The following is a 25898-nucleotide window of genomic DNA, read 5'->3' as shown; positions in this document are numbered from 1 at the left end:
CTTCCTTCCGTAGGACGCCCCGGCGGAGCGTCGAGTGGGGTGAGGCGGGTGAAGCGGATCAGTGCGATTCTTCGAGGGCGAAGTTGAGGTAGATCGCCGCGAGCAGGGTGAAGATGTACGCCTGCAGCAGCGCGACGAAGATCTCGAAGAGCGTGATGAACAGCGCGCCCGCGAACGCGAGCGGGCTGGCGATCTTCATGAGACCGGCCGATTCGAGGAGCAGGAACTGGGTCGCGGCGTAGGTGAGCACGAGCATCAGGTGCCCGGCCATCATATTCGCGAGCAACCGGATCGCGAGCGTCGCGGGCCGGATCACGAAGACCTGGAGGGCCTCGATCGGGGTGATGAGGACGTAGGCGACCGCCGGGATCCCCGGCGGGAACAGCTGCGACTTGAGGTAGCGCCCGAGGCCCTGCTTGCGCACGCCCGCGACGAGGTAGACGACGAGCACGACGACGGCGAGCAGCAGCGGCAGCCCCATCCGCGCGGTCCCGGCCGTGTTGAGCCCGGGCACGATACCCGCGATGTTCATCGCGAGGATGAGGAAGAACATCGCCGTGAGCATGGGCACGTACGGGCGCCCGCGGCGCTTCCCGAGGACCTGCTCGGCGATCTGCACGCGCACGAAGTCGAGGCCGAACTCGACGGCGGCCTGGCCCCGGCTCGGAACGAGCGTGGCCTTGCGGGTCCCGAGCCACAGCAGCAGGATGAGGAGACCGGCCACGACCAGGCGGACGAGCATGATCCGGTCGAAGGTGAGGATTCCGCTCTCCCACAGCGGGGTGGGAAAGAACTCGTCGATGCCCGGGGTGTGCAGGCCGCCACCCTCAGCGAGGACCGGCAGGGCGTTCATACCAGTAGACAGAATGCTCTCCAGCGATCTCAGGCAGTGGTTCATCTCCGGGGGAGGCGGCGTCGCGCGAACCGCTTGCGATACGTGCAAAAGTACGTGGCCAGGTTACCCGATCGGGGCCCTCCCCCGGCCAGGGTCGACTATGGCCGCAGTCACTCCGGTTCGTCACCCGTCCGCGCCGCCGGGCTCGACGGCCCGGAATCGGCGCGATCGCGGGGCTGCACCCGCGCCGGACCGTCCCCGGCCGCCGGCGGCCGCGGGTTCGCTGTGACAGAGGTCACCGCGGGAGCCGGTTGCGCTCCACCCACGTACGGGATCCGGGCGCGGGCGACGAGCACGATCTCGACGATGAGCGCGCCGATGACGATCGCGAGGATCGTGGCCGCGAAGGTCCCCCGATGGTAGAACTCCTGGCCGCGAAGCCAGAACACGACGACGCCGAGGATGACCATCTTGACCATCCAGCCGCCGAGCAGCACCGCCATGAGCAGGTGCATGCCGCGCCCGGCCACGAGGTAGAGGCCGCCGACGGTCGTGCCGGTGAAGAACAGCCCGAGCGCGGCGGCGATGAGCGCGGCCCACACGCCGGGCCACCCGTCGATCAGCGCGCCGGCCACGAGCCCGGCCGCCCCGAGGGCGCAGGTGAGGATGATCAGGCCGACGAAGACCCGTCTGATCAACGCGAGGATCTCGGGGGTGTTGACGTAGGAGTCCGCATTCGGTGCGCTGGGGCTCATGGCTGTCCGATCATGATCGTGGTGAGGCCGGGTCGCTCGAGGGCGACGCGGTCGCGGGGGACTGGGCCCGCGCGCGTGCGGCCCTCGGCAGCCGGACGGTAACCCCGATCGCGAGGAGGAGTCCAATCCCCGTGACCACCGCCACCCAGACGCCGGGGAAGATCGCGAGGGCGGCGGCGCTGAACGCGATGAGGGTCGCCCACGTGTACATGATGAGCACGGCATTGCGGTGGGAGTGACCGAAGTCGAGCAGCCGGTGATGCAGGTGGGTCCGGTCCGCGTGGAACGGCGAATGCCCCTTCGCGAGCCGCCGCATCGTGGTGATGACCATGTCGAGCAGCGGCAGCAGCAGCACGGCGAAGGGCAGCAGCAGCGGGAGGAAGGCGGGCAGCGCCGTCGTGGTCGTGAGCACGGCCGGGTCGATCTGTCCGGTCACGACGATGGCCGCGGCCGAGACCGTGAAGCCGAGGAACATCGCCCCGGAGTCCCCCATGAACAGGGAGGCCGGGTGGAAGTTGTGGGGCAGGAAGCCGAGGCACACGCCCACGAGGCAGGCGATGACGACCGTGGCCAGGTTGGAGTAGTCGGTCGGGTTGTCCGTGCGGGTGAGCATGTAGCTGTAGATGAAGAACGCCGCTCCCCCGATGGCCATGAGCCCGGCGGCCAGGCCGTCGAGTCCGTCGACCCAGTTGACGGCGTTGATCACGACGACGACCACGACGACCGTGGCGATGAGCGAGAGCCGGGAGGAGCCGATCGTCAGCCCGAAGATCGGAAAGGTGATGAGCTGGACCCCCTGCCAGGCGAGCAGCCCGGCGGCGAGCATCTGGCCGATGAGCTTCGTGATCCAATCGAGGTCCCAGATGTCGTCGGCGACGCCGAGCAGGCAGACGAGGCCGGCGCATCCGAGGATCGCCCAGGGCAGCCCGTCGGCGAAGACCGTCTCCAGGAACGGCATGGTCGAGGCGACGACCATCGCGACCACGAGGCCCGCGAACATGGCGACCCCGCCGAGCCGCGGGGTGGGCACGCTGTGGACGTCCCGGGAGCGCACCGGGGTCACGGCATGCACCTTCTGCGCGAGGCTGCGCGCGAGCGGGGTGGCCAGGTAGGTCACCGCGGCCGCGATCGCCATGAGCAGGAGGTAGATCCTCACGCAGGCTCGTCCTGCTCGGCAGGCGCCCCGATCAGATCCGGCGGCGGCTCGCTCACGGCCAGGACGGCGGGCGCCTCGGGCTCCGGCGGCGCCGGCTCGCCCGCCGCGGCCGAGTCCTGGTCGCCGGCGGCGAGCTCCGGGGCGACGGCGGCCAGCTCGGCGACGCTCAGGGCCCCCTCGCGCACGATCCGCAGCACGCCGGTGCTCGCGTCGACGATCGTCGAGGGCACCCCGCCGCTCACGGGTCCGCCGTCGAGGTAGACCCGCACGGACCCGCCCAGCTGGGCCCGCGCGGCGGCGGCCGTCCGCGCCGCGGCGCGACCGGACTTGTTCGCGCTCGAGACGGCCAGCGGGCCGGTGCGCCGCAGCAGGGCGAGCGCGAACTCGTGATCGGGTACCCGCAGGGCGACGGTGCCCTCCGTCTCCCCGAGGTCCCAGACGAGGGAGGGCTGGGCGCTGAGGATGAGGGTGAGCGGGCCGGGCCAGAACTTCTCGGCCAGCGCGCGGGCCGCGGCGGGAACGTCGGTCGCCAGGCCGTCCATCGTGCGCACGTCGCCGATGAGCACCGGCGGCGGCATGTTCCGGCCCCGCCCCTTCGCCGCGAGCAGCCGGCTCACCGCCGCGGGGGTGAAGGCGTCGGCCGCGATCCCGTAGACCGTGTCCGTGGGTATGACGGCCAGGCCGCCGCCGGCCAGGGCGCGGGTGGCCTCGTCCAGATGCGGCCACCAGGTCGCGGGATCCGTGCAGTCACGCAGTTCGCTCACGGTCAGTAGTCTCCCACGCCGTCGGCGGCTCCCGGCTCACCCCGGCAGCCGGTTCCGGCCCGCGTCACCACGAGCATCCGGTCGCGCCCGGTGAGGTCGGGCCGGGTGTGCACGCCGGTGAAGGCGCCGCCGGCGGCGGCGAGTCGACGGGTCCGGGGGCCCTGCACGTCGGCGTGTTCCATGACGAGCAGTCCCCCCGGCCGCAGCAGCCGCGCGGCGGCCGCGATGACGGCGCCGGGCACCGCGAGGCCGTCCGGGCCTCCCCCGTAGAGCGCGAGTTCGGGGTCGTGGTCGCGCACCTCCGGATCCACCGGCACCGCGTCCGGGGGGATGTACGGCGGATTGGAGACGACGACGTCCACCCGGCCGGTCAACTCGCCCAGGAGCGTGGGGTCGCGCACGTCGCCGACCACGACGGACGGCGAGGCGCCGACGCGGGCCGCGTTCGTCGTCGTCAATCGGACCGCCTCCCGGCTCCGGTCGATCGCCCAGACGCGCGATGCGGGAACCTCCGTCGCGACGGCGAGCGCGAGCCCGCCGGCGCCCGTGCACAGGTCGACCACGAGCGGGCGGGCGACCCCGCGGGCGGCGTCGATGGCGACCTGGGCCACGACCTCGGTCTCGGGCCGGGGCACGAACACCCCGGGGCGCACGAGCAGGTCGAGGTAGCGGAAGGTCACCCGGCCGGTCAGGTGCTGGAGCGGCTCGCGGCGGCGCCGACGATCGACGAGCTCGGCGTAGGCACCCGCGAACCCCGGCGGCAGCGGTGGGGGGAGGATGAGGTTGAGCCGGTCGACGCCCAGGACGTGGGCGGCGAGGGTCTCGGCGTCGGGGCGCGGGGAGGCGATCCCGGCGTCCGCGAGCACGGCGGCCGCGGCCCGCACGAGCGCGGGCAGGTCGGACGTCACGTCCCGAGCGCATCGCTCGCGTGGGCGAGTCGCTCTGCCTCGTCCATCTCGATGGCCGAGGTCACGACGGGGTCGAGGTCCCCGTCGAGGGCGTGGTCGAGGTTGTACGCCTTGTAGCCGGTGCGGTGATCGGAGATGCGGTTCTCCGGGAAGTTGTACGTGCGGATCCGCTCGGAGCGGTCGACGGTGCGCACCTGGGAGCGTCGCGCCGCGGAGGCCTCGGCGTCCAGCTCCTCCTGGCGCGCGGCGTGCAGCCGGGCCCGCAGCACCCGCATCGCGGCCTCGCGGTTCTGGATCTGCGACTTCTCGTTCTGCATCGAGACGACGATCCCGGTGGGCACGTGGGTGATCCGCACGGCCGAGTCGGTCGTGTTGACGCTCTGACCGCCGGGGCCGGAGGAGCGGTAGACGTCGATGCGCAGGTCGTTCGCCTCGATGTCGATCTCGCCGGCCTCCTCGACCTCGGGCAGCACGAGCACGCCCGCCGCGGAGGTGTGGATCCGCCCCTGGGACTCGGTCACGGGCACCCGTTGGACCCGGTGCACGCCGCCCTCGTACTTCAGGTGGGCCCACACCCCCTCGCTCGGATCGGTGATCGAGCCGGCCTTGATCGCGATCGACACGTCCTTGTAGCCGCCGAGGTCGGACTCGGCGGCGTCGAGGATCTGCGAGGACCAGCCCCTGCGTTCGGCGTACCGCAGGTACATCCGCACGAGGTCGCCGGCGAACAGGGCGGACTCCTCCCCGCCCTCGCCCGCCTTGACCTGGAGGATCACGTCGCGGGAGTCGTCCGGGTCGCGCGGGATGAGCACGGTGCGCAGGTCCTCGGCGGCGGCGGCCTCCGCCGCCTGCAGCGCGGGCAGCTCGGCCGCGAAGTCCGGATCGTCCTGGGCGAGGTCCGCGGCGTCCGCCGCATCGGCGTGCGCCGACTCCCACGTGCGGTAGGCCCGCACGATCCGGCCGAGTTCGGCATACCGACGCCCGAGCGTGCGGGCCCGCGCCTGATCGGAATGCACCGCCGGGTCGGCCAGGGCCGCCTCGATGTCGGCATGTTCGGCGAGGATCGGCTCGACGACGACGAACTCGTTACCCGCGGCCATCAGCGGGACAACGACCGGCGCAGCGCGGCCTTCTCCGCCGGGGTGACCCGGATCGAGCCGAGGAAGCCCTCGTTCGTGGCCTGGCCGAGCGACTCGGCCAGCCAGTCGAGACCCGACTCGGGCGTACGGTCCGCGAGCATCCGCCGCAGCACCTGCCGGTGGGCGAGGTCGTCGAGGTCGAAGAGCTCGTCCTCGCGTCGGGTGGCCGAGGCGCGCACGTCGATCGCCGGGAGGCGCCCCGCCGCCACGAGGTCCGCGTCGAGCGTGATCTCGGCGGTCGCGGTGCCCGTGAACGCCTCGGCGATCTGGTCGTCGAGTTCGGTGCCGCCCGTGGTCAAGGTGGCGATCATCGTGAGCGAGCCGGCGTTCTCCACCGTGCGGGCCGCCCCGAAGAACTTCTTGGCCAGGTGCGCCGCATTCGTGTCGAGGCCGGCGCCGGACCGGCTCGAATGGGCCGCGGCGTGGTAGGCGCGGGTCAGGGCGGTGAGCGAGTCGAGCAGGAGCACGACGTCCTGCCCCATCTCCACGAGCCGCTTGGCCCGCTCGACGGCGAGCTCGGCGACGGTCGTGTGGTCGGTCGCGGGCCGGTCGAACGTCGAGGCGACGACCTCGCCGCGGACCGCCCGCTCCATGATCGTCACGTCCTCGGGTCGCTCGTCGAGCAGCACCATCATGAGATGGGCCTGCGGGGAGGCGTCGGCGATCGTGGCGGCGAGCTGCCCGAGCAGCGTCGAGCGTCCGGAGGCCGTCGGGGCGTGGATGAGCGCGCGCTGGCCCAGTCCGAGCGGGGCCACGAGATCGATGATGCGCGGCCCGAGCGCGCCGCTGCCGAGCGGCAGCCGTCGCTGCGGGTACACGGGGGTGAGGTCGGCGAACTCCGGGCGCGCGGTGGTCTCCTCGACGGCGATGCCGTTGATCGAGTCGAGCCGCACGAGCGCATTGAACTTCTGCCGGTGGTTGCTCTCGCCCTCCCGCGGCTGGCGCACGGCACCGGTGATCGCGTCGCCGCGACGCAGGCCGGACTTGCGCACCTGGCCGAGGTTGACGTACACGTCGGAGGTTCCGGGCTGGTAGCCCGTCGTGCGCACGAAGGCGTAGTTGTCGAGCACGTCGAGGATGCCGGCCACGGGCACGAGCACGTCGTCCTCGTGGATGTCATCCTCCTCGTAGGCCGAGGTCTCGCGCGCGGGCGTGCGGCGCTTGCGATCGCGGCCGCGGTCCCGACCGCGCCGCCGGCGCCCGGCGCGATCGCCGTCGGCGTCCGCGTCGGATCCGGCCGATCGCGGCGAATCCGCCTCGCGGTCCTGCGGGTCGGGGAAGTGGATGATGTCGTCGAGGGAGGCGAGCGCCTCCTCCGGTCCGCGGCCGGAGCGGGACGGCTGCTGAGTCGCCTGCCGGGCCTGCTGCTGACGGGCGCGCCCGCCGTTGCCGGTGCCGTCCCCGGCACCGGGCCCGGCACCGGCCCGTCTCGACGGGGCCTCGCCCCCGGTGGCGGCGGATCGCTGGGCCTGCGGACGCGACTGTGTTTGCTCGGTCCGCTCGGCCCGCTCGGTCCGCTCGGCCGGCTTGGTTCGAGCGGCCGGCTCGGCCGGCTGGGTTCGCGTGGCCGGCTCGGCCCGCTCGGCGGCCTGTGCTCGATCCGGCTGCTCGGCCGGCCGGGGAGCGGACTCGGCCGCGCGGTCGCCGCCGATCTCTGCCAGCACGTCGAGCGTCGGCGCCTCGTGGCCGGCCCCGCCGACCGGCTTGGTGCGCCCGCGCCCGCGGCTCGTCGCCGCCCGACGCGAGCTCCCCGCGGCACGCTGGCCGGACGTCCGGGCCGCCGACGCGGGCCGGTCCTCGCCGGTCGGCCGGCTCGGCTCGTCCCCGGCCGAGGGAGCCGACTGAGCTGACGGAGCCGACTGGGCCGCTTGGGCCGGCTGGGCCGCTTGGGCCGGCTGAGCCGGCTGAGTCGCTCGAGCCGGCTGGGTCGCGGCGCCGGCCCGGATCGCCTCGATCAATTCGCCCTTACGCAGCCGGGAGATGCCCTTGAGGCCGAGCTGCCCGGCGATCGCCTGCAGCTGCGCCAGCTTCATTGCCGACAACGCAGCGGTGGATGCCTGGTCCTTGGATTCAGTCACGAGAGTCCTTCTCGATCCGAGCCGGCTCCGAAAGGAAGAATGGCTCGATTGTCATGGGAGGCCCGAGGGTAAGAAACCATTCCGGGCTGGATCGTCGCCCGGGTGGGTGCGCACGCGCACTCGCTCCGACGGTGACCGGAGGGCGACGGGCACAACACTAGCGCAGCCGAGCGGGATCCGGCGCCCTCCCCCGAGGTCCGTATCCGCGGCCCGACGGACGGGGCGCGGGCTCACTCGGAGCCCGTCACCGCCCCGCTCGAGGCGACGGCGATCGGGTGCACCTGCCAGTCCGGGTCCACCATCGAGCGCGCCTCGGCGGTGAACCCGTCGAGCACGACGATGCTCGGTCCGGCCCCGGAGACCACTGCGGCCGACCCCGCGGCCCGGAGCCGCTCGAGCAGCGCGAGGGTGGCGGGCATGACGTCCCGGCGATAGTGCTGGTGGAGCCGGTCCTGCGTCGCCGTGAACAGCAGGTCGTGCCGGCCGCCGAGGGCGAGCGCGAGCAGGCCCGCCCGGGCCGCCGTGAACGCGGCATCGGCGTGCGGCACCTGATCCGGGAGCGCTCCGCGGGCACGCCGGGTGGCCAGTCGGCGCGACGGCACGAGCACGACCGGGCGCAACGAGGCCGCGCCCTCGATCCGTGCGGCCCGAGCGACGCCGTCCTCGACGAACGCGATGGTGGCGCCCCCGTGCAGGGCCGGTGCCGCGTTGTCGGCATGACCCTCGAACTCCGTCGCGAGCGTGAGCAGGGCCGCGTCGTCCAACGCCTCCGGGTCGCTGATGAGGCCGCGTGCGAGCACGAGACCGGCGATCGTGGCAGCCGCGCTCGAACCGAGGCCGCGGCCGTGCGGGATGCGATTGTGACACTCGAGCACGAGACCGGCCTGGGGCGCATCGACGTAGTCGAGCGCCGCGCGCAGCGCGCGCAGCACCAGGTGGTCGCCGTCGGTGGGGACGACGCCCGCCCCCTCCCCCGTGACCGACGCGCTGCTCGCGCCGGTCACCGCCCGCACCCGCACGTCGTCCCACAGGTCGAGCGCGAGGCCGAAGGAGTCGAAGCCCGGCCCGAGGTTCGCGCTCGTGGCGGGCACCCGCACCCGGGCGCGATCGCCGGTGAGCCGCATCAGAGTTCGAGCGCGCGGACGGCGTCCGCCGTGGTGGCGCCGATGACCTGCGGCTCCAGGTCGCGGCCGCCGAGCGCCGTCGCCGTGTCCTTGAGACCGTTGCCGGTGACCGTGCACACGATCGTGGCACCCGCGGGGACCTCCCCGCGTTCCGCCCGCTGCAGCAGCCCGGCCACGCTCGCCGCCGAGGCGGGCTCGACGAACACGCCGACCTCGGCGGCGATGAACGCCTGCGCGGAGAGGATCTCGGCATCCGTGACGGCGTCGATACGCCCCCCGGACTCGTCCCGCGCGGCCACGGCGAGCGACCAGGAGGCCGGGTTGCCGATGCGGATCGCGGTCGCGACCGTCTCCGGGAACTCGACCGGGGCCCCCTTGACGAGCGGAGCCGCCCCCTCGGCCTGCACGCCCCACATCGCCGGCAGCTTCGAGGAGACGCCGTCGGCGTGGTATTCGCGGTAGCCCATCCAGTAGGCGGAGATGTTGCCGGCGTTGCCCACGGGCAGCACGTGCAGATCCGGGGCGTCACCGAGCGCGTCGACGATCTCGAACGCCGCGGTCTTCTGGCCCTGCAGCCGGTAGGGGTTGACCGAGTTGACCAGTGCCACGGGGTAGGCGTCGGCGAGCTCGCGCACGATCCGCAGGCAGTCGTCGAAGTTCCCGTCGACGGCGATGAGCCGGGCCCCGTGCACGATCGCCTGGGCGAGCTTGCCGGCGGCGATCTTGCCCGCCGGCAGGATCACGGCGCAGCCGAGGCCCGCGCGGGTGGCGTAGGCGGCGGCCGACGCCGAGGTGTTCCCCGTCGAGGCGCACACGACGAGCTCGGTGTCCGTGCCGGCCACCTTGCTCATCGCCATGGTCATGCCCCGGTCCTTGAAGGACCCGGTGGGATTGGCGCCGTCGACCTTGAGGTACACGGTCGCCCCCGTGCGCTCCGACAGGTGCGGGGCCGAGACCAGCGGTGTGCCGCCCTCCCCCAGCGACACGACGGTGTCGGCGTCCGTGATCGGGAGCCGATCGGAGTATTCGGCGATGAGTCCGCGCCAGAGAGTGGCCATCAGTGTCCTTCCACGCGCAGGATCGAGATGATCCGCGTCACTGGTTCCAACGTAGCGAAGGTCGCCATCGTCGCGTCCAGGAGAGCCTGCTCCGCCTGGTGGGTGACGATGGCCAGTTCGGAGCGGTCCTGGGCGATCGAGGTCTGCCGCACCGTCTCGATCGAGACGTCGTGCTCCGAGACGACGGTGGCGATCTCGGCGAGAACGCCCGGACGGTCGACCACCTCGAGCCGGATGAGGTAGCGGGTCGGCACGAGGCCCGGCTCGACGATCCGCGCCCCCAGGTAGTTCGACTCGGCCGGTGCGCGCCCGCCCCCGACGGCCGACCGGGCGGCGTCGACGATGTCTCCGAGCACCGCGGCCGACGTCGGCGCCCCGCCCGCCCCCTGCCCGTAGAACATGAGGGTGCCGGAGGATTCGGCCTCGATGAAGACGGCGTTGTACGCCCCGCGCACGCCGGCGAGGGGGTGGTCGAGTGGCACGAGGGCGGGATGGACCCGCACGGCGATGCCGTCGTCGACCATCTCCGCGATCGCGAGGAGCTTGATCACATCGCCGGTGGCGGCGGCGGCGTTGATGTCGGCGGCCGTGACCGAGCGGATGCCCTCGGTGGGCACGTCCTCGGCGCTCACGCGGGTGTGGAACGCGAGCGAGGCGAGGATCGCGGCCTTCGCGCCGGCGTCGAGGCCGTCGACGTCGGCGCTCGGATCGGCCTCGGCGTATCCCAGTTCCTGGGCGCGGGTGAGGGCGGTCTGGAAGTCGAGGCCGGTCGTGGTCATCTGATCGAGGATGTAGTTCGTGGTGCCGTTGACGATGCCGATGACGCGCTGGATCCGGTCGCCGACGAGGGATTCGCGGATCCCGCGCACGACGGGCACGGCGCCGGCGACGGCCGCCTCGTAGAGCAGGCTCGCGTGGGCGGCGTCGGCGGCCTCGTGCAGCGCGGGACCGTGGCTGGCCAGCAGCGCCTTATTCGCCGTGACGACGCTCGCCCCGGCCTCGAACGCGCGCTGGATGAGGGCACGGGCCGGGTCGATGCCGCCCATGAGCTCGACCACGAGGTCGGCGGAGTCCACGAGCGCCTCGAGGTCGGAGCTGAGGAGTTCGACCGGAACGACGGGATCACGCATCGCATCGGGATTGCGCACGCCGATACCCGTGAGCTCGATCGCGGTGCCGGCGCGGGCGGCCAGGTCGTCACGGTCGGTCAGCAGGCGCCGCACGACCTCCGTGCCGACGACTCCGCAACCGAGCACGACGCAGCGCAATGGGGAGGGCTGTGCGGTCATGATCTCCTCAGCGACGATGGGGCGATGGCTCGCCCAAGGATACGGGCATCCCCGGAGGCGCCGCACCGGCGTCTCAGCGGGCCGGCCGGCTCAGCCCAGATCGAGGGCGAGCAGGTCGGCGACGGTCTCCCGGCGCACGATCTCGCGCGGCTCGCCGTCACCGAGCGCGACCACGCCGGGCCGGGGCACGAGGTTGTAGTTCGAGGCGAGGCTCCGGCCGTATGCGCCGGTCGCGGGAACGGCGAGGAGGTCCCCGGCGCGGATGTCGGCGGGGAGCTGCACCTCCTCGACCACGATGTCGCCGCTCTCGCAGTGCTTTCCGACGACGCGGGCGCGCACCGTCTCGGCGCCGCCCACGCGATTCGCGAGCATCGCGGTGTAGGAGGCGTCGTAGAGGATGGTGCGGATGTTGTCGCTCATGCCGCCGTCGACGGAGACGTAGAGCCGCTGCGAGCCGTCCTCGGTCGTGACGGGCTTGACCGTGCCCACCGTGTACACGGTGACCATCGCGGGACCCACGATCGACCGGCCGGGCTCGATCGAGATCTCGGGCACACTCGCCCCGAGCGCCGCGCACTCCGCGCGGACGGCACCGGCCAGGTCGGCCGCGACGACGGCCGGGTCGAGGTCCGCCTCCCCGGGAAGGTAGGCGATGCCGTAGCCGCCGCCGAGGTCGATCTCCGGCACCTCGATGCCGGCGGCCTCCGCCTCGGCGCGAAGGCCGAGCACGGCGCGGGCGGCCTCGGCGAACCCGCCGGAGCCCATGATCTGCGAACCGATGTGGGAGTGGAGCCCGACGAGCCGCAGGCCGGGCGAGGCGGCGATCGCGTCGAGGGCGGCCCGGGCGGCGCCGGTCGCGAGCGAGAGCCCGAACTTCTGGTCCTCGTGGGCGGTGGCGATGAACTCGTGTCCGCCGGCATGGATACCGGTGGTCACCCGCACCATGACCGGCACGTCGCTCGCGCGCAGGTCCGCGGCCACGCGGGCCACGAGCTCGATCTCGGGGAGCGAGTCGATGACGATCCGCCCGACGCCGGCGCCGATCGCCGTGGCGATCTCGCCCGCGGACTTGTTGTTGCCGTGCAGCCCGATGTCCTCCCCGGGGATCCCGGCCGCGAGCGCCGTGGCCAGTTCCCCGCCGGTGGCGCAGTCGACCCGCAGCCCCTCGGCGTGGACCCAGCGCAGCACGGCCGTGGAGCTGAACGCCTTGCTCGCGTAGTAGACCGCGACCGGCCGGCCGAACGCGGCCGCGAACGCGTCCCGGAACCGGGCCGCGCGTGCCCGCAGATCGGCCACATCGAGAAGGAAGGAGGGCGTCGCGAACGTCTCCGTGAGATCGGTCACTGAATACCCGGCCAGTTCGAGCACGCCGGCGCGCACCGCGGCTCCCGCGGGCCACGGCGCACCGAGCGGCGCGGGCGGGATCTGGCTGGATTCGGCGGTGGCGATGGCGTCGTCCCTTCGGGGGAATGGAGAACTACCGGCTCATGCTAGGCCACGTCACCGCCCGCCCGCCGATTCGAGATCGGCGTCGCCGTGCTGCTAAGCTTCCCGACGGTGCACACCACCGGCGGCCCCCAGGGGAAGCGCCGCGCGGGTGCATCGAGATCGCCCCTGTAGCTCAGTGGATAGAGCGTCTGCCTCCGGAGCAGAAGGTCGTGGGTTCGAGTCCCGCCGGGGGCACCGCCGATGCGGTGCCCGACACTGACCGACGTCGCCCGACGGCGGCCGGTGATCGCACGCAGTCGCGCGGGCTCGCTAGGGTGGAGCCCGTGACCGATACCTCGACGCCGGGCCGGCTCGGCCAGAACTTCACCCTGACCCACGGCGAGATGGTCGCCGACATCGTCTCGTTCGGCGCCCACCTGCGCACCTTCCGGGTGGGGGCGCGCGACGTCGTCACGCCGTTCGGGATCGACGAGTTCCCGCCGGCGAGCTCGGGCGCCGTGCTCGTGCCCTGGCCCAATCGGCTCGAGGACGGCCGCTACACCTGGCGTGGCGGCGACCACCGGGCGCCGATCAACGAGGTCGACCGGATGACCGCACTGCACGGGCTGATGCAGTGGCAGCACTGGTCCGGGGTGCTCATCCACGACGCCTGCGTCCGGCTCTCGGCCACCCTGACGGCCACGCCCGCCTACCCGTTCACGCTCGAGCTGAACATCGAGTACCTGCTCACCGCCGAGGGCCTCGAGGTGACCCTGCGGGCCACGAACATCGGGGCCGAGGACGCCCCCTACGGCAACGGCTTCCACCCCTGGCTCTCCCCCGGGCCGGGCGGGCTCGACACGGCGGTGCTGAGCGCCGACGCGACCACCTGGTACCCGACCGACGAACGGCTGCTGCCCACCGGGATCGACCCGCTGCCCGACCACTTCGATTTCCGCAGCCCCCGTCCGGTGGGCGCGACGACCTTCGACGACGCGTTCGGCTCCCCCACGTTCGACGCGGACGGGCGCTCCTGGGTGCGCCTGCGCGGGGACGACGGCGCCACCGCCGAGGTGTGGATGGAGTCGCCGTTCGCGCTGTGGCAGCTGTGCTCCGCCGGCCCCGGCGCGGACGGTCGGCGGCCCGGGCTCGCGGTCGAACCGATGACCTGCCCCGCGAACGCCTTCCGCAGCGGCGACCATCTCCTCACCCTGGCCCCCGGCGAGACCCACACGGTGCGCTGGGGAGCGAGGCTCACCCGGGACTGACCGCGGCTCACCGCGCCAGGAGGGCGTCGACGTCCGGCAGGCCGTCGAACCGGCCGAACGGACCGGTCGCGGCGCTCTCCTCGGCCGCCCGGAGGCCTCCGGCCCAGGCAGAGGGGCGGAGGCCTCGATCGCGTGGCCGCCCTCGAAGCCGGCGTTCACGGGCACATCGACCGCCCCCGCGACGGCGCGCAGGCGCGCCGGCACCGGCTCGACCGGAACGTGAGCGTCGGCCCGCCCGGGCGCTACCGGCCGAAGCACTCCAGGTTGGCGCCCGTCAGCGGGGCCGCATCGTGCGAGGCGAGCCAGGGCACCGGATCGACGGTCGTGAGCTCACGGTCGGTGTGGATCTCGAGGTGCAGGTGCGGGCCGGTCGAGTTCCCGTAGGAGCCGACGCCACCGATGACGTCGCCGACGCGGAGCTCCTGGCCCTGGCTCACGTACACGTCGTTCGGGTACATGTGGATGTACCAGGACCACACGGACTCGCCGTCGATCTCGTGGCGCACGATGACGAGCGTGCCCGAGCGGCCCTGCTTGCCAGGGCCGACGTACTCGACGACGCCGTCGGCGACGACGTGAATGGGGGTGCCGGCCGGGGCGGCGAAGTCGACGCCGGTGTGCATCGAGTTCCGGCCCCACATGGAGCGGTAGCCGTAGGTCGAGGTGGTGCGGTAGGAGCCCTGCGGGAGCGGCATGATGACGCCGATCGGGGCACTCGCGACCTCGGCGGCCGCGGAACCGTTCGCCTCGGCGGCGAGGTTGCCGCACGTGGGAGTGCGTTCCTGGCTGCGGCTCGCGGAGACGACGGCGCGCACCGAGGCGAGCGGGTCGGCCGAGAGGTTGTTCGTGTCCACCGCGTCGGTGCCGTAGGAACTGCCGGCCGCGAGCACGTCGAGTCCGCTGACCCCCGCGAGCGCGGTCGCGCTGGCGCTCGAGTCGCCCGGCACTCCCCCGACGAGCGGCACGACGGTCGTCGCGGCGGCCAGGCCGCCCAGGAGCACCACCCGGGGCGCCCACGTGTGCTTGACCCGAACGCCTCGGGCGCCGTGGCCGGCTCGGGCATCGTGACCGGCTCGGCCGCCGCGGCGGAGTGCACGAGCGGATCGCGTCGGCGCGGGCTCCACGGCGTCCGAGGAGTCCGGGGCCACGGCCGTGATCGCCGCGGCGATCTGGCGGGTGCCCATCGGATCCGTCTGCTCGGGGACGCTCTCCGGGACGACGCCGCGCACGCTGCTCATCGACAGCGCCGCCGAGGCTCGCCGCTCGGCCGCGCCCCCCGAGTCTTCAGAGCTCTGAGAACCATCAGAGCCGTCAGAGCCGTGAGAACCGGTCGGGTCCACCGCCTCGGCGCGGGTGGCTTCGCGCTCGGCGCGCCGCTCCGCCTCGCGGATGGAACGACGGGTCGGGACAGCCTCAGCGGGCACATCACGCTGAGGATTCACACGGCCTCCGGTACGTCACGATCGATCACGGGCTGGACAACGTTCAGCACTGTAGCGCGTCGGACCGGCCCATGCGAGCCCGAGCGTTCACATGTGGACAGACATTCACAGTTCCGCCTCAGCCCCGGTTACCTCGGTCACCCGGGCGCCGCCCGAGATGGTGGATGCGCTGCATGGAATCGCGCACCTCGCCCACGAGCTCCTCGAGGATGTCCTCGAGGAAGACGATCCCGATCGGAGCCCGCCCGAGCGATCCACCCGCCGCGAGCTCCCCTGCGTCCCCGGTCACGAGCGCCAGGTGGGCCCCGGTGCGCTGCATCCGCCCGAGCACGTCCTCGACCTCGTCGCCGCGTCCGGCCACGGTGAGGCCGCGGATCCGCCAGGGCGGAACCGGATCGTGACGATCCCGTTCGGTCGTGGCGTAGAGCACGTCCTTGAGGTGGAGGTAGCCGACCAGTTCCCCCTGCCGCTCGATCGGGAACCGGGAGAAGCCGGTGCGGGTGACCGCGGCCTCGAACTCGGCGGGGGTGAGCGAGGCGGGCAGCGCGTCCACCTCGGCGAGCGGAACCATCACCTCGCCGGCGGTGGCGGCGGAGAACTCGATGGCGCCGCTGATGAGGCCGAGATCGTCGTCCAGCACCCCCTCGGCCTGGGAGCGCTCGACGATCGAGGCGACCTCCTCGGCCGTGAAGGTCGCACTCACCTCGTCCTTCGGCTGCACGCCCACCCAGGTGAGCATGTGGTTGGCCAGCCAGTTGAGAGCGCCGATGACCGGTGAGACCGCCCGCCCGATCCACACCAGCGGGGGCGCGAACAGCAGGGCGGCGCGTTCGGGGCCGGCGACCGCGAGGTTCTTGGGCACCATCTCGCCGAGGACGACGTGCAGGTACACGACGATGAGGAGCGCGAGCGTGAAGCCCACGACGTGCGAGGCCTCGGCCGGCAGCCCGGCGGCCAGGAGCGGCGCCTCGACCAGGCCCGCGAGCGCCGGTTCGGCGACGGCCCCGAGCCCGGTCGAGCAGATCGTGATCCCGAGTTGGGCACAGGCGAGCATGAGCGAGACGTTCTGGACCGCCCACAGGGCCGTCGCCGCCCCGCGCGTGCCCTGCTCCGCAAGTGGTTCGAGTTGGGCCCGCCGCACGGACATGATGGCGAATTCGGCGCCGACGAAGAACGCGTTGCCGGCCAGGAGCGCCAGGCCCACGAGCAGCGCGGTGGTCGTGTTCACTCGTCGCCCCGGGAGCCCTCGGCGCGCACCTGCACGAGGTCGACCCGCCGGCCGTCCATCTCCATCACGCGCAGGCACACCCCCGGCAGCTCCACTTCGTCACCCCGCTCGGGCAGCCGCCCGAGCGCCGTGATGATGAGCCCGCCGATGGTCTCGTACGGGGCCTCGTCGGGCACCCGCACGTTCGTGTGGGACCGCAGTTCGTCGGGACGGAGCGTGCCCGGCACGACCCACGTGTCCGGCCCCGTCGGCCGCACCGGCCGATGGCGCCGGTCGTGTTCGTCCGCGACCTCGCCCACGATCTCCTCGACGACGTCCTCGAGCGTGACGACCCCGGACGTGCCGCCGTACTCGTCGACGACGACCGCCATCTGCATCCCCTGGGCGCGCAGCTCGAGCAGCAGGTGCCCGATCGGCATGGTCTCCGGCACGCTCGGGGCGGGATCCATGAGCGCGGCCACGGGCACCTCCGTCCGCCGGTCGTACGGGACCGCGATGGCTCGCCGCAGGTGCACGAGGCCGACGATCTCGTCGGGGTTCTCGCCGATCACCGGGAAGCGGGAGTGTCCGCTGCTGCGCGCGAGGCCGATGAGGCCCTGTGCCGATTCGTCCCGACGCAGCGAGATCATCCGCATCCGATCGGTCATGACGTCGACCGCGCTCAGGTCACCGAGGGCGATCGAGCGGGTGAGGAGGGAGGCCGTGCCCGCGTCGAGCGTGCCGGCCGCGGCGGAGTGGCGCACGAGCGAGGCGAGCTCCGGCGCGGAGCGGGCGCCGGAGAGCTCCTCCTTCGGCTCGACCCCGAAGCGCCGCAACAGCACGTTCGCCGAGGAGTTGAGCACCGTGATGATCGGGGCGAAGACCCGGGTGAAGCCGCGCTGGAGCGGGCTGACGAGGATCGCCACCCGCATCGGCTCGGCGATCGCCCAGTTCTTGGGGATGAGTTCGCCGAAGAGCATCGAGAGGGCGTTGACGAGCACGAGCGAGAGGACGACCGCGACCGCGGCGGCCACGCCCTGGGCGAGGCCGCTGAGCGTCAACCCCGCGCCGAGCACGTTGGCCAGGGCCTTCTGCATCGTGTATCCGAGCAGGATCGTCGTGAGCGTGATGCCCACCTGGGCGCCGGAGAGCTGCGTGGAGAGCTGCTTGAGTGCCCGGGAGACGCCGACCGCGCGCTTGTCGCCGGCGGCGATGCGGCCCTCGACGGCCGCCGGGTCGAGCGCCACGAGCGAGAACTCGGCCGCGACGAAGACGAAGGTTCCCGCCGTGAGCGCCAGGCCGAGGAGGATCAGGAGCCAATCAACGACCATGATCCCTGCCGAGTCGACCCGTCACGGAACCGGTATGCGGGCCCGTGATGGGGCCGGTATGACCAGACATACGGGCCAGACTACAACGAGGAGTCGCGCTCCCGAGGCGAGGCGGATGTGCCACAGTGAACCCATGCCAGCATCGCAGACGCCGCCGGTCGTGCTCGTGATCGAGGACGAGCCCGACATCGCCTCCCAGATCGCTCGCCGGCTGCAGGCCGAGGGATGGAGCGCGCACACGGCGGCGGACGGTCACGCCGGGGTGGAGGCCGCGACCCGGCTCCGCCCGGATCTCATCGTGCTCGACGTCATGCTTCCCGGGATCGACGGCCTCGAGGTGTGCCGGCGGATCCAGGCCGAGGACGCTGCCCAGGGCCGGCACGGGGCCCCTGTGCTCATGCTCACGGCCCGCGACGACGAGACCGACATGCTCATCGGGCTCGGCGTGGGCGCCGACGACTACATGACCAAGCCGTTCTCGATGCGCGAGCTCGTGGCCCGGCTCAAGGTGCTGCTGCGCCGCATCGAACGGGTCTCCGCCTCCATCGCCGCGCACCGCAGCGAGCCGGCGATCGCGCTCGGCGACCTGACGATCGACCGAGCGTCGCGGCGGGTGACCCGGGGCGGGGAGGAGGCCCATCTCACGCCGACGGAGTTCGACCTGCTCGTGTGCCTCGCGGAGAGTCCTCGCACGGTGCTCTCGCGCGAGCGGCTGCTCGCGGAGGTGTGGGACTGGGCGGACGCCTCGGGCACCCGGACGGTCGACTCCCACATCAAGGCGCTCCGTCGCAAGCTCGGCTCGGAGATCATCCGCACCGTGCACGGGGTCGGATACGCGCTGGAACCCGTGGATGCCCCCTGACGGCACCGGTGACCGTGCCGCCCGGGCCGTGCGGCACGCGCGGGTCACGGCCTGGCGCTCGCGGCTGCGCGCGGCGCTGACCGACCTGCGCCCGCTCGACCCGGTGCGGTCGATCAAGGCGAAGCTCAGCGTCATCATCGGCGCGACGGTGACGATGTACATGATCGTCACGTGGGTCGGGATCCGGTTCGAGTTCGGGGTGCTGCGGACCTTTCCGGTCGCCCTCATCCTCTCCCTCGCCGTGACGCAGCTGCTGGCACGCGGGATGACCCGCCCGCTGCGGGAGATGACCGCCGCGGCCGATGCGATGGCCCGCGGGGACTACTCGACGCGGGTGCAGACCGAGTCCCAGGACGAGGTGGGCGAGCTCGCCCGCGCGTTCAACTCGATGGCCTCGGATCTGGCGACCCTGGACACCCAGCGCAAGGAGATGGTGGCCAACGTCTCCCACGAACTGCGCACCCCGGTGGCCGCGCTGCGCGCGCAGGTGGAGAACATGGCCGATGGGGTCGTCGAGGCCGACGCCGAGGCGCTCGAGGCCACGCTCGCCCAGATCGAGCGGCTCTCCCGCCTCATGACGTACCTGCTCGACCTGTCCCGACTCGAGGCCGGGGCGGCCGAGCTCAACCTGAGCGAGATCCCGATCGCGGAGTTCCTGCGCCAGGTGACCCGGGAGGCCGAGCACGCCAGTGCCAAGAACCTGCGCTGGCAGGTGCGGGTCACCCCGGCCGGCGCCGTGCTGGTCGGTGACGACGAGCGGCTGCGTCAGGTGCTCGCGAACCTGCTCTCGAACGCCTCCCGGCACTCCCCGGCGGGTGGCACCGTCACGGTGACCGGCCGGCTCGAGAGCGCGACCGGCGAGGTGATCATCGACGTGCTCGATCAGGGAGGCGGGATCCCGCTCGCCGACCGCGCCCGGGTCTTCGACCGGTTCGAGCGCGGCAACGCCCCCGGACAGACCGGGCTGCCCTCGACCGGTGGGACCGGGCTCGGGTTGGCGATCGCCCGATGGGCCGTCGGACTCCACGGCGGCACGATCGCGGTGGCGGATCCTCCCGGCGGGGCCGGCACGCTCATCCGGGTCCGGCTGCCCGCCCGCGGCTCGCAGCGCCGCGAGCACACCCAGCCGATCCCCCAGCGGCCCGCAGCGCCGGACGGACGATTCCACGACCCCCGCCCAGGGCATTCCTGACCCGGCTTTTGCCCCCTGTTGACACCGTGCGGCGGCCACGCGCGGCGAGAGTGAATAATCCGCATAATTCGTCGCCGCCGGCCCGGATCGCGCGGGTCCACTCCCTGGGATCGCCTAGGCTGGATGCGACTGAAATTCATCTCATCCTTCATGGGAAGTGGGCGATCTTCGCGTGTCAGCACAGGCACCCAACGAACCGGCGGACCTGGCCGAGGGCTTCGGCGGGAACGAATGGCTCATCGATGAGCAGTACGAACGATTCCTCGCCGATCCGAACTCGGTCGACGACGCCTGGCGCGAGTTCTTCGCGGAGCACCGGGTGGCCGACGGAGCTGCGGCCCACCCGACGGGAGCGGTGAACACCGCCGGCACGGCCGCCCCCCACCCGACCGGCACGGCCAACGCCTCCACCACGGCCAACACCTCCGGCTCAGCCGGCTCAGCCGGCTCTGCGAACGCCGCCGGCCGAGCCTCGAACGGCGCTCCCGCACAGTCCACCCAGCCCGCACAGTCCACCCAGCCCGGATCGGCCGGCTCCACATCCCCGGCCGAGCCCGCACCCCCCGCCGAGCCGGTGGCGATCGCGCCGACGGCCCCCTACGCCTCGACCGTCGGCGTGGGCGGGCCGCGCAGCGCCGGCGGCGACGACGAGGTGAGCCGCCTGCGGGGCCCGGCCGCGCGCGTCGTCAGCAATATGGAGACCTCGCTCACGGTGCCCACGGCGACCTCCGTGCGCGACATCCCCGCCAAGCTGCTCGTGGACAACCGGATCGTGCTCAACAACCACCTCACCCGCAGCCGGGGTGGGAAGGTGTCCTTCACCCACCTCATCGGCTTCGCGGTCGTCGAGGCCCTCGCCGACATGCCCGCGATGAACGCCGGTTACCGCGAGGTCGACGGCAAGCCGGGCGTCTTCCGGCCCGCGGCGGTCAACCTCGGCCTGGCGATCGACCTGGCCAAGCCCGACGGCACCCGGCAGCTGCTCGTCCCGGCGATCAAGGACGCCCAGCTCATGGACTTCGCCCAGTTCTGGGAGGCCTACGAGGACGTCGTGCGCCGGGCGCGCAATTCCAAGCTCACGGTCGACGACTTCGCCGGTACGACGATCTCGCTCACGAACCCGGGCACGATCGGCACGGTCCACTCCGTTCCCCGGCTCATGTCCGGGCAGGGCACGATCATCGGCGTCGGCGCGATGAACTACCCGGCCGAATACCAGGGTGCGGCCGTCGAGACGATCGCGCGGCTGGGGGTCTCGAAGACCCTGACGCTCACCTCCACCTACGATCACCGCGTCATCCAGGGCGCCCAGTCGGGTGAGTTCCTGCGGATCGTGCACACCAAGCTGCTCGGCCAGGACGGCTTCTACGACCGTGTCTTCGCCGCCCTGCGGGTGCCCTACGAGCCGGTCCGCTGGACCCAGGACCACAGCTACGACCCGGCCAAGGAGATGGGCAAGCCCGCGCGGATCGCCGAGCTCATCCACGCCCACCGTTCCCGCGGTCACCTCATCGCCGACATCGATCCGCTCGGCTACCGCCAGCGCCGCCATCCCGACCTCGACGTCCAGAGCCACGGCCTCACGCTGTGGGACCTGGACCGCACGTTCCCCACGGGTGGATTCGGCGGCACCGAGCAGCTGCCGCTGCGGGACATCCTCGGCCTGCTGCGCGATTCGTACTGCCGCACGATCGGCGCCGAGTACATGCACCTGCACGAGGGCACCGAGCGCCGCTGGCTGCAGCGGCGCCTCGAGGCCGGCTGGTCCAAGCCCGACCCGCGCGAGCAGCTGCAGATCCTGCGCAAGCTCAACGCCGCCGAGGCGTTCGAGACCTTCCTGCAGACCAAGTTCGTGGGTCAGAAGCGCTTCAGCCTCGAGGGCGGGGAGTCCCTCATCCCGCTGCTCGACCGGGTGCTCGACCGGGCCGCGACCGAGGAACTCGACGAGGTCGCGATCGGCATGGCCCACCGGGGCCGGCTCAACGTGCTCGCCAACATCGCCGGCAAGTCCTACGGGCAGATCTTCAACGAGTTCGAGGGGAACGAGGATCCCCGCACCGTCCAGGGCTCGGGCGACGTCAAGTACCACCTCGGCACCGAGGGCCTGTACACCTCCCCCAGCGGCGGGACCACCCGCGTATACCTGGCCGCGAACCCCTCCCACCTCGAGGCGGTCAACGGGGTGCTCGAGGGGGTCGTGCGCGCCAAGCAGGATCTGCTCGACCTCGGCGGGTCGGGCTACTCGGTGCTGCCGATCCTCATCCACGGCGATGCGGCCTTCGCCGGCCAGGGCGTCGTGGCCGAGACCCTCAACATGAGCCAGCTGCGCGGCTACCGCACCGGCGGAACCGTGCACGTCATCGTGAACAACCAGATCGGGTTCACCACCGGGGCCAATTCCTCGCGCTCCACCGTGTACAACACCGACATCGCCAAGGGCCTGCAGATCCCGGTCTTCCACGTGAACGGCGACGACCCCGAGGCGGTCGCGCACGTGGCCGAGCTCGCCTTCGACTACCGGCAGGAATTCAACAAGGACGTCATCATCGACCTGGTGTGCTACCGCCGACGCGGGCACAACGAGGGGGACGACCCGTCGATGACCCAGCCGGTCATGTACTCCCTCATCGAGGACAAGCCCTCGGTGCGCACCCTCTACTCCCAGGGGCTCGTCGGCCGCGGCGACATCACCGCCGAGGAGGCGGCCGAGGCGCTCAAGCACTTCCAGTCCGAGCTCGAGCGGATCTTCACCGGCTCGCGTGAGCAGTCGCAGGCGGACTCGGACTCGGTCCTCGGCCTCGAGGTCCCCGACTCCCAGCGGGAGGACGCCGGGGTCATGGTCGGCTGGCAGAGCGCCGTCCCGGCCGCCGTGCTCGCCCGCATCGGCGATGCGCACCTGGCCGCGCCGGAGGGCTTCTCGGTGCACAACAAGCTCGGTCAGCTCCTCGAACGACGTCACAAGATGTCGACCGAGGGCGGCATCGACTGGGGCTTCGGCGAGGTCGCGGCCTTCGGCTCGTTGCTCATGGACGGCGTCCCCGTCCGACTCGCCGGGCAGGACTCGCGCCGGGGCACGTTCGTGCAGCGGCACCTGACCCTGCACGATCACGAGAACGGCGCCGAGTGGACCCCGCTCATGTACCTGAGCAAGGACCAGGCGAAGCTGTGGGTGTACGACTCCCCGCTGAGTGAGTACGCGGCCCTCGCGTTCGAGTACGGCTACTCGGTCGAGCGGCCCGACGCGCTCGTGTTGTGGGAGGCGCAGTTCGGCGACTTCGTCAACGGCGCCCAGACCGTCATCGACGAGTTCATCTCCTCCGCCGAGCAGAAATGGGGCCAGAAGGCCTCGCTCGTCATGCTCCTGCCGCACGGCTACGAGGGCCAGGGCCCGGACCACTCCTCCGCCCGGCTCGAACGGTTCCTGCAGCTGTGCGCGGAGCAGAACATGATCGTGGCCCAGCCCTCGACCCCGGCGAACCACTTCCACCTCCTGCGGCGGCAGGCGTTCCAGCGTCCCCGCCACCCGCTCGTGGTCATGACGCCCAAACAGCTGCTCCGGCTCAAGGCGGCCTCCTCCGCCGTGGCCGACTTCACGACGGGCTCGTTCCAGCCCGTCCTCGGCGACCGCACGGTCGCCGACCGCTCGAAGGTCACGCGGGTGCTGCTGTGCACCGGGCGCTTCTACTACGACCTGCTCTCGCGGCGGGGCAAGCAGGAGCGCGACGACATCGCACTCGTGCGGGTCGAGCAGCTCTACCCGCTCCCGGCCGAGGAACTGCAGGCCGAACTGGCCTCCTATCCCAATGCCGAGTTCGTGTGGGCCCAGGACGAGCCCCTGAATCAGGGGGCATGGCCGTTCCTCGCCCTCAACCTGCCCGGCCAGGTGCCGGTCGTGGGCGAGCGGGGCCTGCGGGTCGCGGCCCGGCCCGAGGGCGCCGCCCCCTCGGCGGGCACGATGAAGCTGCACAAGCTCCAGGCCGAGGAGCTCCTGGCGGCGGCGTTCGCCCGGTGAACGCCCGCATCTGCGTCGTCGGGGACGAGCTCGCCGCGGGCGTGGGCGATGCCCGCGGCCTCGGCTGGCTCGGCCGGGTGATCGCGCGCACCGAGGAGCCGCTGGCGGTGTTCACCCTCGCGGTCCCCGACGAGACGACGACCGCCCTGTCGGCCCGATGGGAGACGGAGTCGAATCGGCGCTTCCGCGGCGAGGACGACCGCCTCGTCGTCGCCCTGAGCAGCCACGACCTGGCCGCCGGGGTCTCCCTCGCCCGCAGTCGGCTCAACCTGGCGAACGTGCTCGACGAGGCGACGAACCGGCGCATCCCGAGCTTCGTCGTCGGCCCGCCGCCGCGCACGGACCTGCCCGAGGAGGCCCAGGCCGAGCTCTCGGGCGCCTTCGCGGACGTGTGTGGCCGGCGGCGCATCCCCTATGCCGAGACGTACGCGCCGCTGCGCTATCACGAGCAGTGGCTCGCCGACCTCGGCGCGCGCGACGGCATCCTGCCCGGCCAGGCCGGGTACGGGCTGCTCGCATGGCTCGTGCTCCACAACGGCTGGCACTCCTGGCTCGGCCTGCCCGGAGACGCCTGAGACGCCCGAGCCGCCCGCACGGGGCCCGAGACACCGGCCGGCGCAATTTTCCGCCTCGGCCGCCGTATGACACTATGGACCGGCAGCACTACTGGACGAGGAGCACGACATGAGCAAGCGTGGACGTAAGCGCAAGGCACGCTCGAAGAACAAGGCGAACAGCGGCAAGCGCCCCAACGCCTGATTCTGGTCGAGAGATCGCCCGTCGGATCCCGGATCCGGCGGGCGATCGCGTTGTTCTCAGGGGCCCTCAGCGGCTCTCAGGAGTTCTCAGGGGGCCCCAGGAGTTATCAGTGGGGGCCGCTCCCGCGCACGACGGCGGCGCGGACGGCCGTGATCTGGGTGAGCACCCGCTCGCGCAGGTCCGCGGGTGCCTCCTCCACGCAGGAGCGGCGCAGCATCCGCCGCAGCCACTGCTCGACCCCGACCTCGTCCTGGCAGGTCAGGCACGTCGTGATGTGGACGCGCAGGCGTACCGTGTCGACCTCGCTCATCTCACAGTCGATGTACTCCTGCAGGTGGGCGAGGGCCTCCTCGCACTGGCAGTCGTCCTCGCGCGGCTCCCTCGCCTGCGGGTCGGCGGTCATCGAGCGCTCACCTTCATTCCCAATCCTCGCGCGTAGTCGGCCAGCAGGCCACGCAGCTGGCGTCGTCCCCGGTGCAGCCGCGACATGACCGTGCCGATCGGGGTGTCCATGATCTCGGCGATCTCCTTATAGGCGAATCCCTCGACGTCGGCGAGGTAGACGGCCAGGCGGAAGTCCTCGGGCAGCTGCGCCAGCGCATCCTTGATCACGTCGTCGCCGAGGGCGTCGAGCGCCTCGGTCTCGGCCGAGCGCAGTCCCGTCGACGTGTGGGAGGCGGCCCGGTGGATCTGCCAGTCCTCGACCTCCTGCGAATCGGACTGCAGCGGCTCCCGCTGCCGCTTGCGGTAGTTGTTGATGAAGGAGTTCGTGAGGATCCGGTAGAGCCACGCCTTGAGGTTCGTGCCCGGCTTGTACTGGTGGAACGCCGCGTACGCCTTCGTGTAGGCCTCCTGCACCAGGTCCTCGGCATCCGCCGGATTGCGGGTCATCCGCAACGCCGCTCCGTAGAGTTGGTCGAGGTAGGGCATCGCGTCGGCGGTGAACCGCGCGTCACGCTCGGCCGTCGTCTCCTCGTCCGGATCGGGCGTCGGGACGGCTGGATCGGTAGTCATCACTCGCGAGCCTAGCCTCCTTTCCCCGCCGGCACAGGGGGGACGACGCGCCCGAACCGGCCCGCGTTCCGGTTCCCGAACCGGCCCGTGAACCGGCCGGTGAACCGGTGCCGCCGGACCGGGGCGCGGACGGGTGAGGGTGCTCGGGTGGCTCATATCGGAGTCAACGCCGGGGCGTGCGCCGCCATTCCCGGGAGCCCTGCCGGTCCCGAGAGTCGAGAGCGCCCCGAGAGCCCCGAGAGGACCGAGAGCCCCGAGAGTGCACTCCCGCGGCGAT

22 protein-coding genes and 1 tRNA gene are annotated in these 25898 nt (G+C 72.3%); 7 read left to right on the top strand and 16 right to left on the bottom strand.

Going from position 1 to position 25898, the window contains the following annotated elements; all coding sequences use genetic code 11:
* Positions 1–58: 58 nt before the first annotated feature.
* The 11 genes from atpB to lysA all read right to left on the bottom strand — a co-directional run bounded on the left by atpB (position 59) and on the right by lysA (position 12486).
* Positions 59–853, bottom strand: coding sequence for a F0F1 ATP synthase subunit A (gene atpB, locus GCG21_RS02590; protein ID WP_152817653.1), 795 nt, complete (start codon positions 851–853; stop codon positions 59–61).
* Positions 854–1005: 152 nt separating this feature from the next.
* Positions 1006–1590, bottom strand: a complete 585-nt coding sequence (locus tag GCG21_RS02585; protein ID WP_152817652.1) for a hypothetical protein — start codon at positions 1588–1590, stop codon at positions 1006–1008.
* Positions 1591–1600: 10 nt separating this feature from the next.
* Positions 1601–2746: an MraY family glycosyltransferase gene (locus tag GCG21_RS02580; protein WP_153877570.1), complete on the bottom strand. Its 1146-nt coding sequence runs from the start codon at positions 2744–2746 to the stop codon at positions 1601–1603.
* On the bottom strand, positions 2743–3510 hold the full coding sequence (locus tag GCG21_RS02575; protein WP_370517222.1) for an L-threonylcarbamoyladenylate synthase: 768 nt from the start codon (positions 3508–3510) through the stop codon (positions 2743–2745). The genes GCG21_RS02580 and GCG21_RS02575 overlap by 4 nt, the downstream gene beginning before the upstream one ends.
* 2 nt (positions 3511–3512) lie before the next feature.
* A complete protein-coding gene (gene prmC / locus GCG21_RS02570; protein WP_370517221.1) occupies positions 3513–4418 on the bottom strand; it encodes a peptide chain release factor N(5)-glutamine methyltransferase in 906 nt (301 codons plus the stop codon).
* Positions 4415–5518, bottom strand: a complete 1104-nt coding sequence (gene prfA / locus GCG21_RS02565) for a peptide chain release factor 1 (protein WP_152817650.1) — start codon at positions 5516–5518, stop codon at positions 4415–4417. Before prfA ends, prmC begins: the two co-directional genes overlap by 4 nt.
* Entirely contained in the window at positions 5518–7635 is a 2118-nt protein-coding gene (gene rho, locus GCG21_RS02560; protein ID WP_152817649.1) for a transcription termination factor Rho, read from the bottom strand. The genes prfA and rho overlap by 1 nt, the downstream gene beginning before the upstream one ends.
* A gap of 230 nt (positions 7636–7865) precedes the next feature.
* Positions 7866–8759 carry a homoserine kinase gene (gene thrB / locus GCG21_RS02555; protein ID WP_152817648.1) on the bottom strand — a complete coding sequence of 298 codons (894 nt, stop codon included), beginning with the start codon at positions 8757–8759 and terminating at the stop codon, positions 7866–7868.
* The gene (thrC, locus tag GCG21_RS02550) at positions 8759–9817 is read right to left on the bottom strand and encodes a threonine synthase (protein ID WP_152817647.1); all 1059 of its coding nucleotides are present in this window, start codon (positions 9815–9817) and stop codon (positions 8759–8761) included. Before thrC ends, thrB begins: the two co-directional genes overlap by 1 nt.
* Positions 9817–11106, bottom strand: coding sequence for a homoserine dehydrogenase (locus tag GCG21_RS02545; RefSeq protein ID WP_152817646.1), 1290 nt, complete (start codon positions 11104–11106; stop codon positions 9817–9819). Before GCG21_RS02545 ends, thrC begins: the two co-directional genes overlap by 1 nt.
* Positions 11107–11196: 90 nt before the next feature.
* Positions 11197–12486, bottom strand: a complete 1290-nt coding sequence (gene lysA / locus GCG21_RS02540; protein ID WP_370517220.1) for a diaminopimelate decarboxylase — start codon at positions 12484–12486, stop codon at positions 11197–11199.
* A gap of 230 nt (positions 12487–12716) precedes the next feature.
* Between lysA and GCG21_RS02535 the strand changes: the two genes are divergently transcribed.
* Positions 12717–12789, top strand: a tRNA-Arg gene (locus tag GCG21_RS02535).
* 89 nt (positions 12790–12878) lie between these two features.
* On the top strand, positions 12879–13802 hold the full coding sequence (locus GCG21_RS02530) for an aldose 1-epimerase family protein (RefSeq protein ID WP_152817645.1): 924 nt from the start codon (positions 12879–12881) through the stop codon (positions 13800–13802).
* A 242-nt stretch (positions 13803–14044) separates the two neighbouring features.
* On the opposite strand, the gene GCG21_RS17165 is transcribed toward GCG21_RS02530, so the two are convergent.
* The 3 genes from GCG21_RS17165 to GCG21_RS02515 form a co-directional block, all read right to left on the bottom strand.
* Positions 14045–15226 carry a M23 family metallopeptidase gene (locus tag GCG21_RS17165; protein ID WP_152817644.1) on the bottom strand — a complete coding sequence of 394 codons (1182 nt, stop codon included), beginning with the start codon at positions 15224–15226 and terminating at the stop codon, positions 14045–14047.
* A gap of 136 nt (positions 15227–15362) precedes the next feature.
* On the bottom strand, positions 15363–16472 hold the full coding sequence (locus GCG21_RS02520; protein ID WP_153877557.1) for a hemolysin family protein: 1110 nt from the start codon (positions 16470–16472) through the stop codon (positions 15363–15365).
* On the bottom strand, positions 16469–17782 hold the full coding sequence (locus tag GCG21_RS02515) for a hemolysin family protein (protein ID WP_152817643.1): 1314 nt from the start codon (positions 17780–17782) through the stop codon (positions 16469–16471). Before GCG21_RS02515 ends, GCG21_RS02520 begins: the two co-directional genes overlap by 4 nt.
* Positions 17783–17915: 133 nt before the next feature.
* Between GCG21_RS02515 and GCG21_RS02510 the strand changes: the two genes are divergently transcribed.
* The 5 genes from GCG21_RS02510 to GCG21_RS17160 all read left to right on the top strand — a co-directional run bounded on the left by GCG21_RS02510 (position 17916) and on the right by GCG21_RS17160 (position 24607).
* Positions 17916–18644 carry a response regulator transcription factor gene (locus GCG21_RS02510; RefSeq protein ID WP_227992896.1) on the top strand — a complete coding sequence of 243 codons (729 nt, stop codon included), beginning with the start codon at positions 17916–17918 and terminating at the stop codon, positions 18642–18644.
* Positions 18634–19836: a cell wall metabolism sensor histidine kinase WalK gene (locus tag GCG21_RS02505; RefSeq protein WP_152817641.1), complete on the top strand. Its 1203-nt coding sequence runs from the start codon at positions 18634–18636 to the stop codon at positions 19834–19836. The genes GCG21_RS02510 and GCG21_RS02505 overlap by 11 nt, the downstream gene beginning before the upstream one ends.
* A 172-nt stretch (positions 19837–20008) precedes the next feature.
* Positions 20009–23848, top strand: a complete 3840-nt coding sequence (locus tag GCG21_RS02500) for a multifunctional oxoglutarate decarboxylase/oxoglutarate dehydrogenase thiamine pyrophosphate-binding subunit/dihydrolipoyllysine-residue succinyltransferase subunit (RefSeq protein ID WP_370517219.1) — start codon at positions 20009–20011, stop codon at positions 23846–23848.
* Entirely contained in the window at positions 23845–24423 is a 579-nt protein-coding gene (locus GCG21_RS02495) for a GDSL-type esterase/lipase family protein (protein ID WP_153877551.1), read from the top strand. Before GCG21_RS02500 ends, GCG21_RS02495 begins: the two co-directional genes overlap by 4 nt.
* Before the next feature lie 109 nt (positions 24424–24532).
* On the top strand, positions 24533–24607 hold the full coding sequence (locus GCG21_RS17160) for a 50S ribosomal protein bL37 (protein WP_370460214.1): 75 nt from the start codon (positions 24533–24535) through the stop codon (positions 24605–24607).
* 106 nt (positions 24608–24713) lie between these two features.
* Here GCG21_RS17160 and rsrA read toward each other — a convergent pair whose 3' ends face one another.
* Positions 24714–25010 carry a mycothiol system anti-sigma-R factor gene (gene rsrA, locus GCG21_RS02490; protein ID WP_152817640.1) on the bottom strand — a complete coding sequence of 99 codons (297 nt, stop codon included), beginning with the start codon at positions 25008–25010 and terminating at the stop codon, positions 24714–24716.
* The gene (locus tag GCG21_RS02485; RefSeq protein WP_152817639.1) at positions 25007–25621 is read right to left on the bottom strand and encodes a sigma-70 family RNA polymerase sigma factor; all 615 of its coding nucleotides are present in this window, start codon (positions 25619–25621) and stop codon (positions 25007–25009) included. Before GCG21_RS02485 ends, rsrA begins: the two co-directional genes overlap by 4 nt.
* Positions 25622–25898 lie beyond the last annotated feature (277 nt).

Origin of the sequence: Pseudactinotalea sp. HY160 (assembly GCF_009372055.1) — a bacterium.
Lineage (GTDB): Bacteria > Actinomycetota > Actinomycetes > Actinomycetales > Beutenbergiaceae > HY158.
Note: the sequence above shows the minus strand (reverse complement) of the source record. Positions and strands in the feature narration are given on the sequence as shown.

Excerpts from the sequence above, each read along its gene's own strand:
- atpB (WP_152817653.1), bottom strand. The coding sequence starts at position 853 with ATGAACGCCCTGCCGGTCCTCGCTGAGGGTGGCGGCCTGCACACCCCG.
- GCG21_RS02585 (WP_152817652.1), bottom strand. The coding sequence starts at position 1,590 with ATGAGCCCCAGCGCACCGAATGCGGACTCCTACGTCAACACCCCCGAG.
- prfA (WP_152817650.1), bottom strand. The coding sequence starts at position 5,518 with ATGGCCGCGGGTAACGAGTTCGTCGTCGTCGAGCCGATCCTCGCCGAA.
- thrB (WP_152817648.1), bottom strand. The coding sequence starts at position 8,759 with ATGCGGCTCACCGGCGATCGCGCCCGGGTGCGGGTGCCCGCCACGAGC.
- thrC (WP_152817647.1), bottom strand. The coding sequence starts at position 9,817 with ATGGCCACTCTCTGGCGCGGACTCATCGCCGAATACTCCGATCGGCTC.
- GCG21_RS02545 (WP_152817646.1), bottom strand. The coding sequence starts at position 11,106 with ATGACCGCACAGCCCTCCCCATTGCGCTGCGTCGTGCTCGGTTGCGGA.
- GCG21_RS02515 (WP_152817643.1), bottom strand. The coding sequence starts at position 17,782 with ATGGTCGTTGATTGGCTCCTGATCCTCCTCGGCCTGGCGCTCACGGCG.
- GCG21_RS02510 (WP_227992896.1), top strand. The coding sequence starts at position 17,916 with ATGCCAGCATCGCAGACGCCGCCGGTCGTGCTCGTGATCGAGGACGAG.
- GCG21_RS02505 (WP_152817641.1), top strand. The coding sequence starts at position 18,634 with ATGCCCCCTGACGGCACCGGTGACCGTGCCGCCCGGGCCGTGCGGCAC.
- rsrA (WP_152817640.1), bottom strand. The coding sequence starts at position 25,010 with ATGACCGCCGACCCGCAGGCGAGGGAGCCGCGCGAGGACGACTGCCAG.
- GCG21_RS02485 (WP_152817639.1), bottom strand. The coding sequence starts at position 25,621 with ATGACTACCGATCCAGCCGTCCCGACGCCCGATCCGGACGAGGAGACG.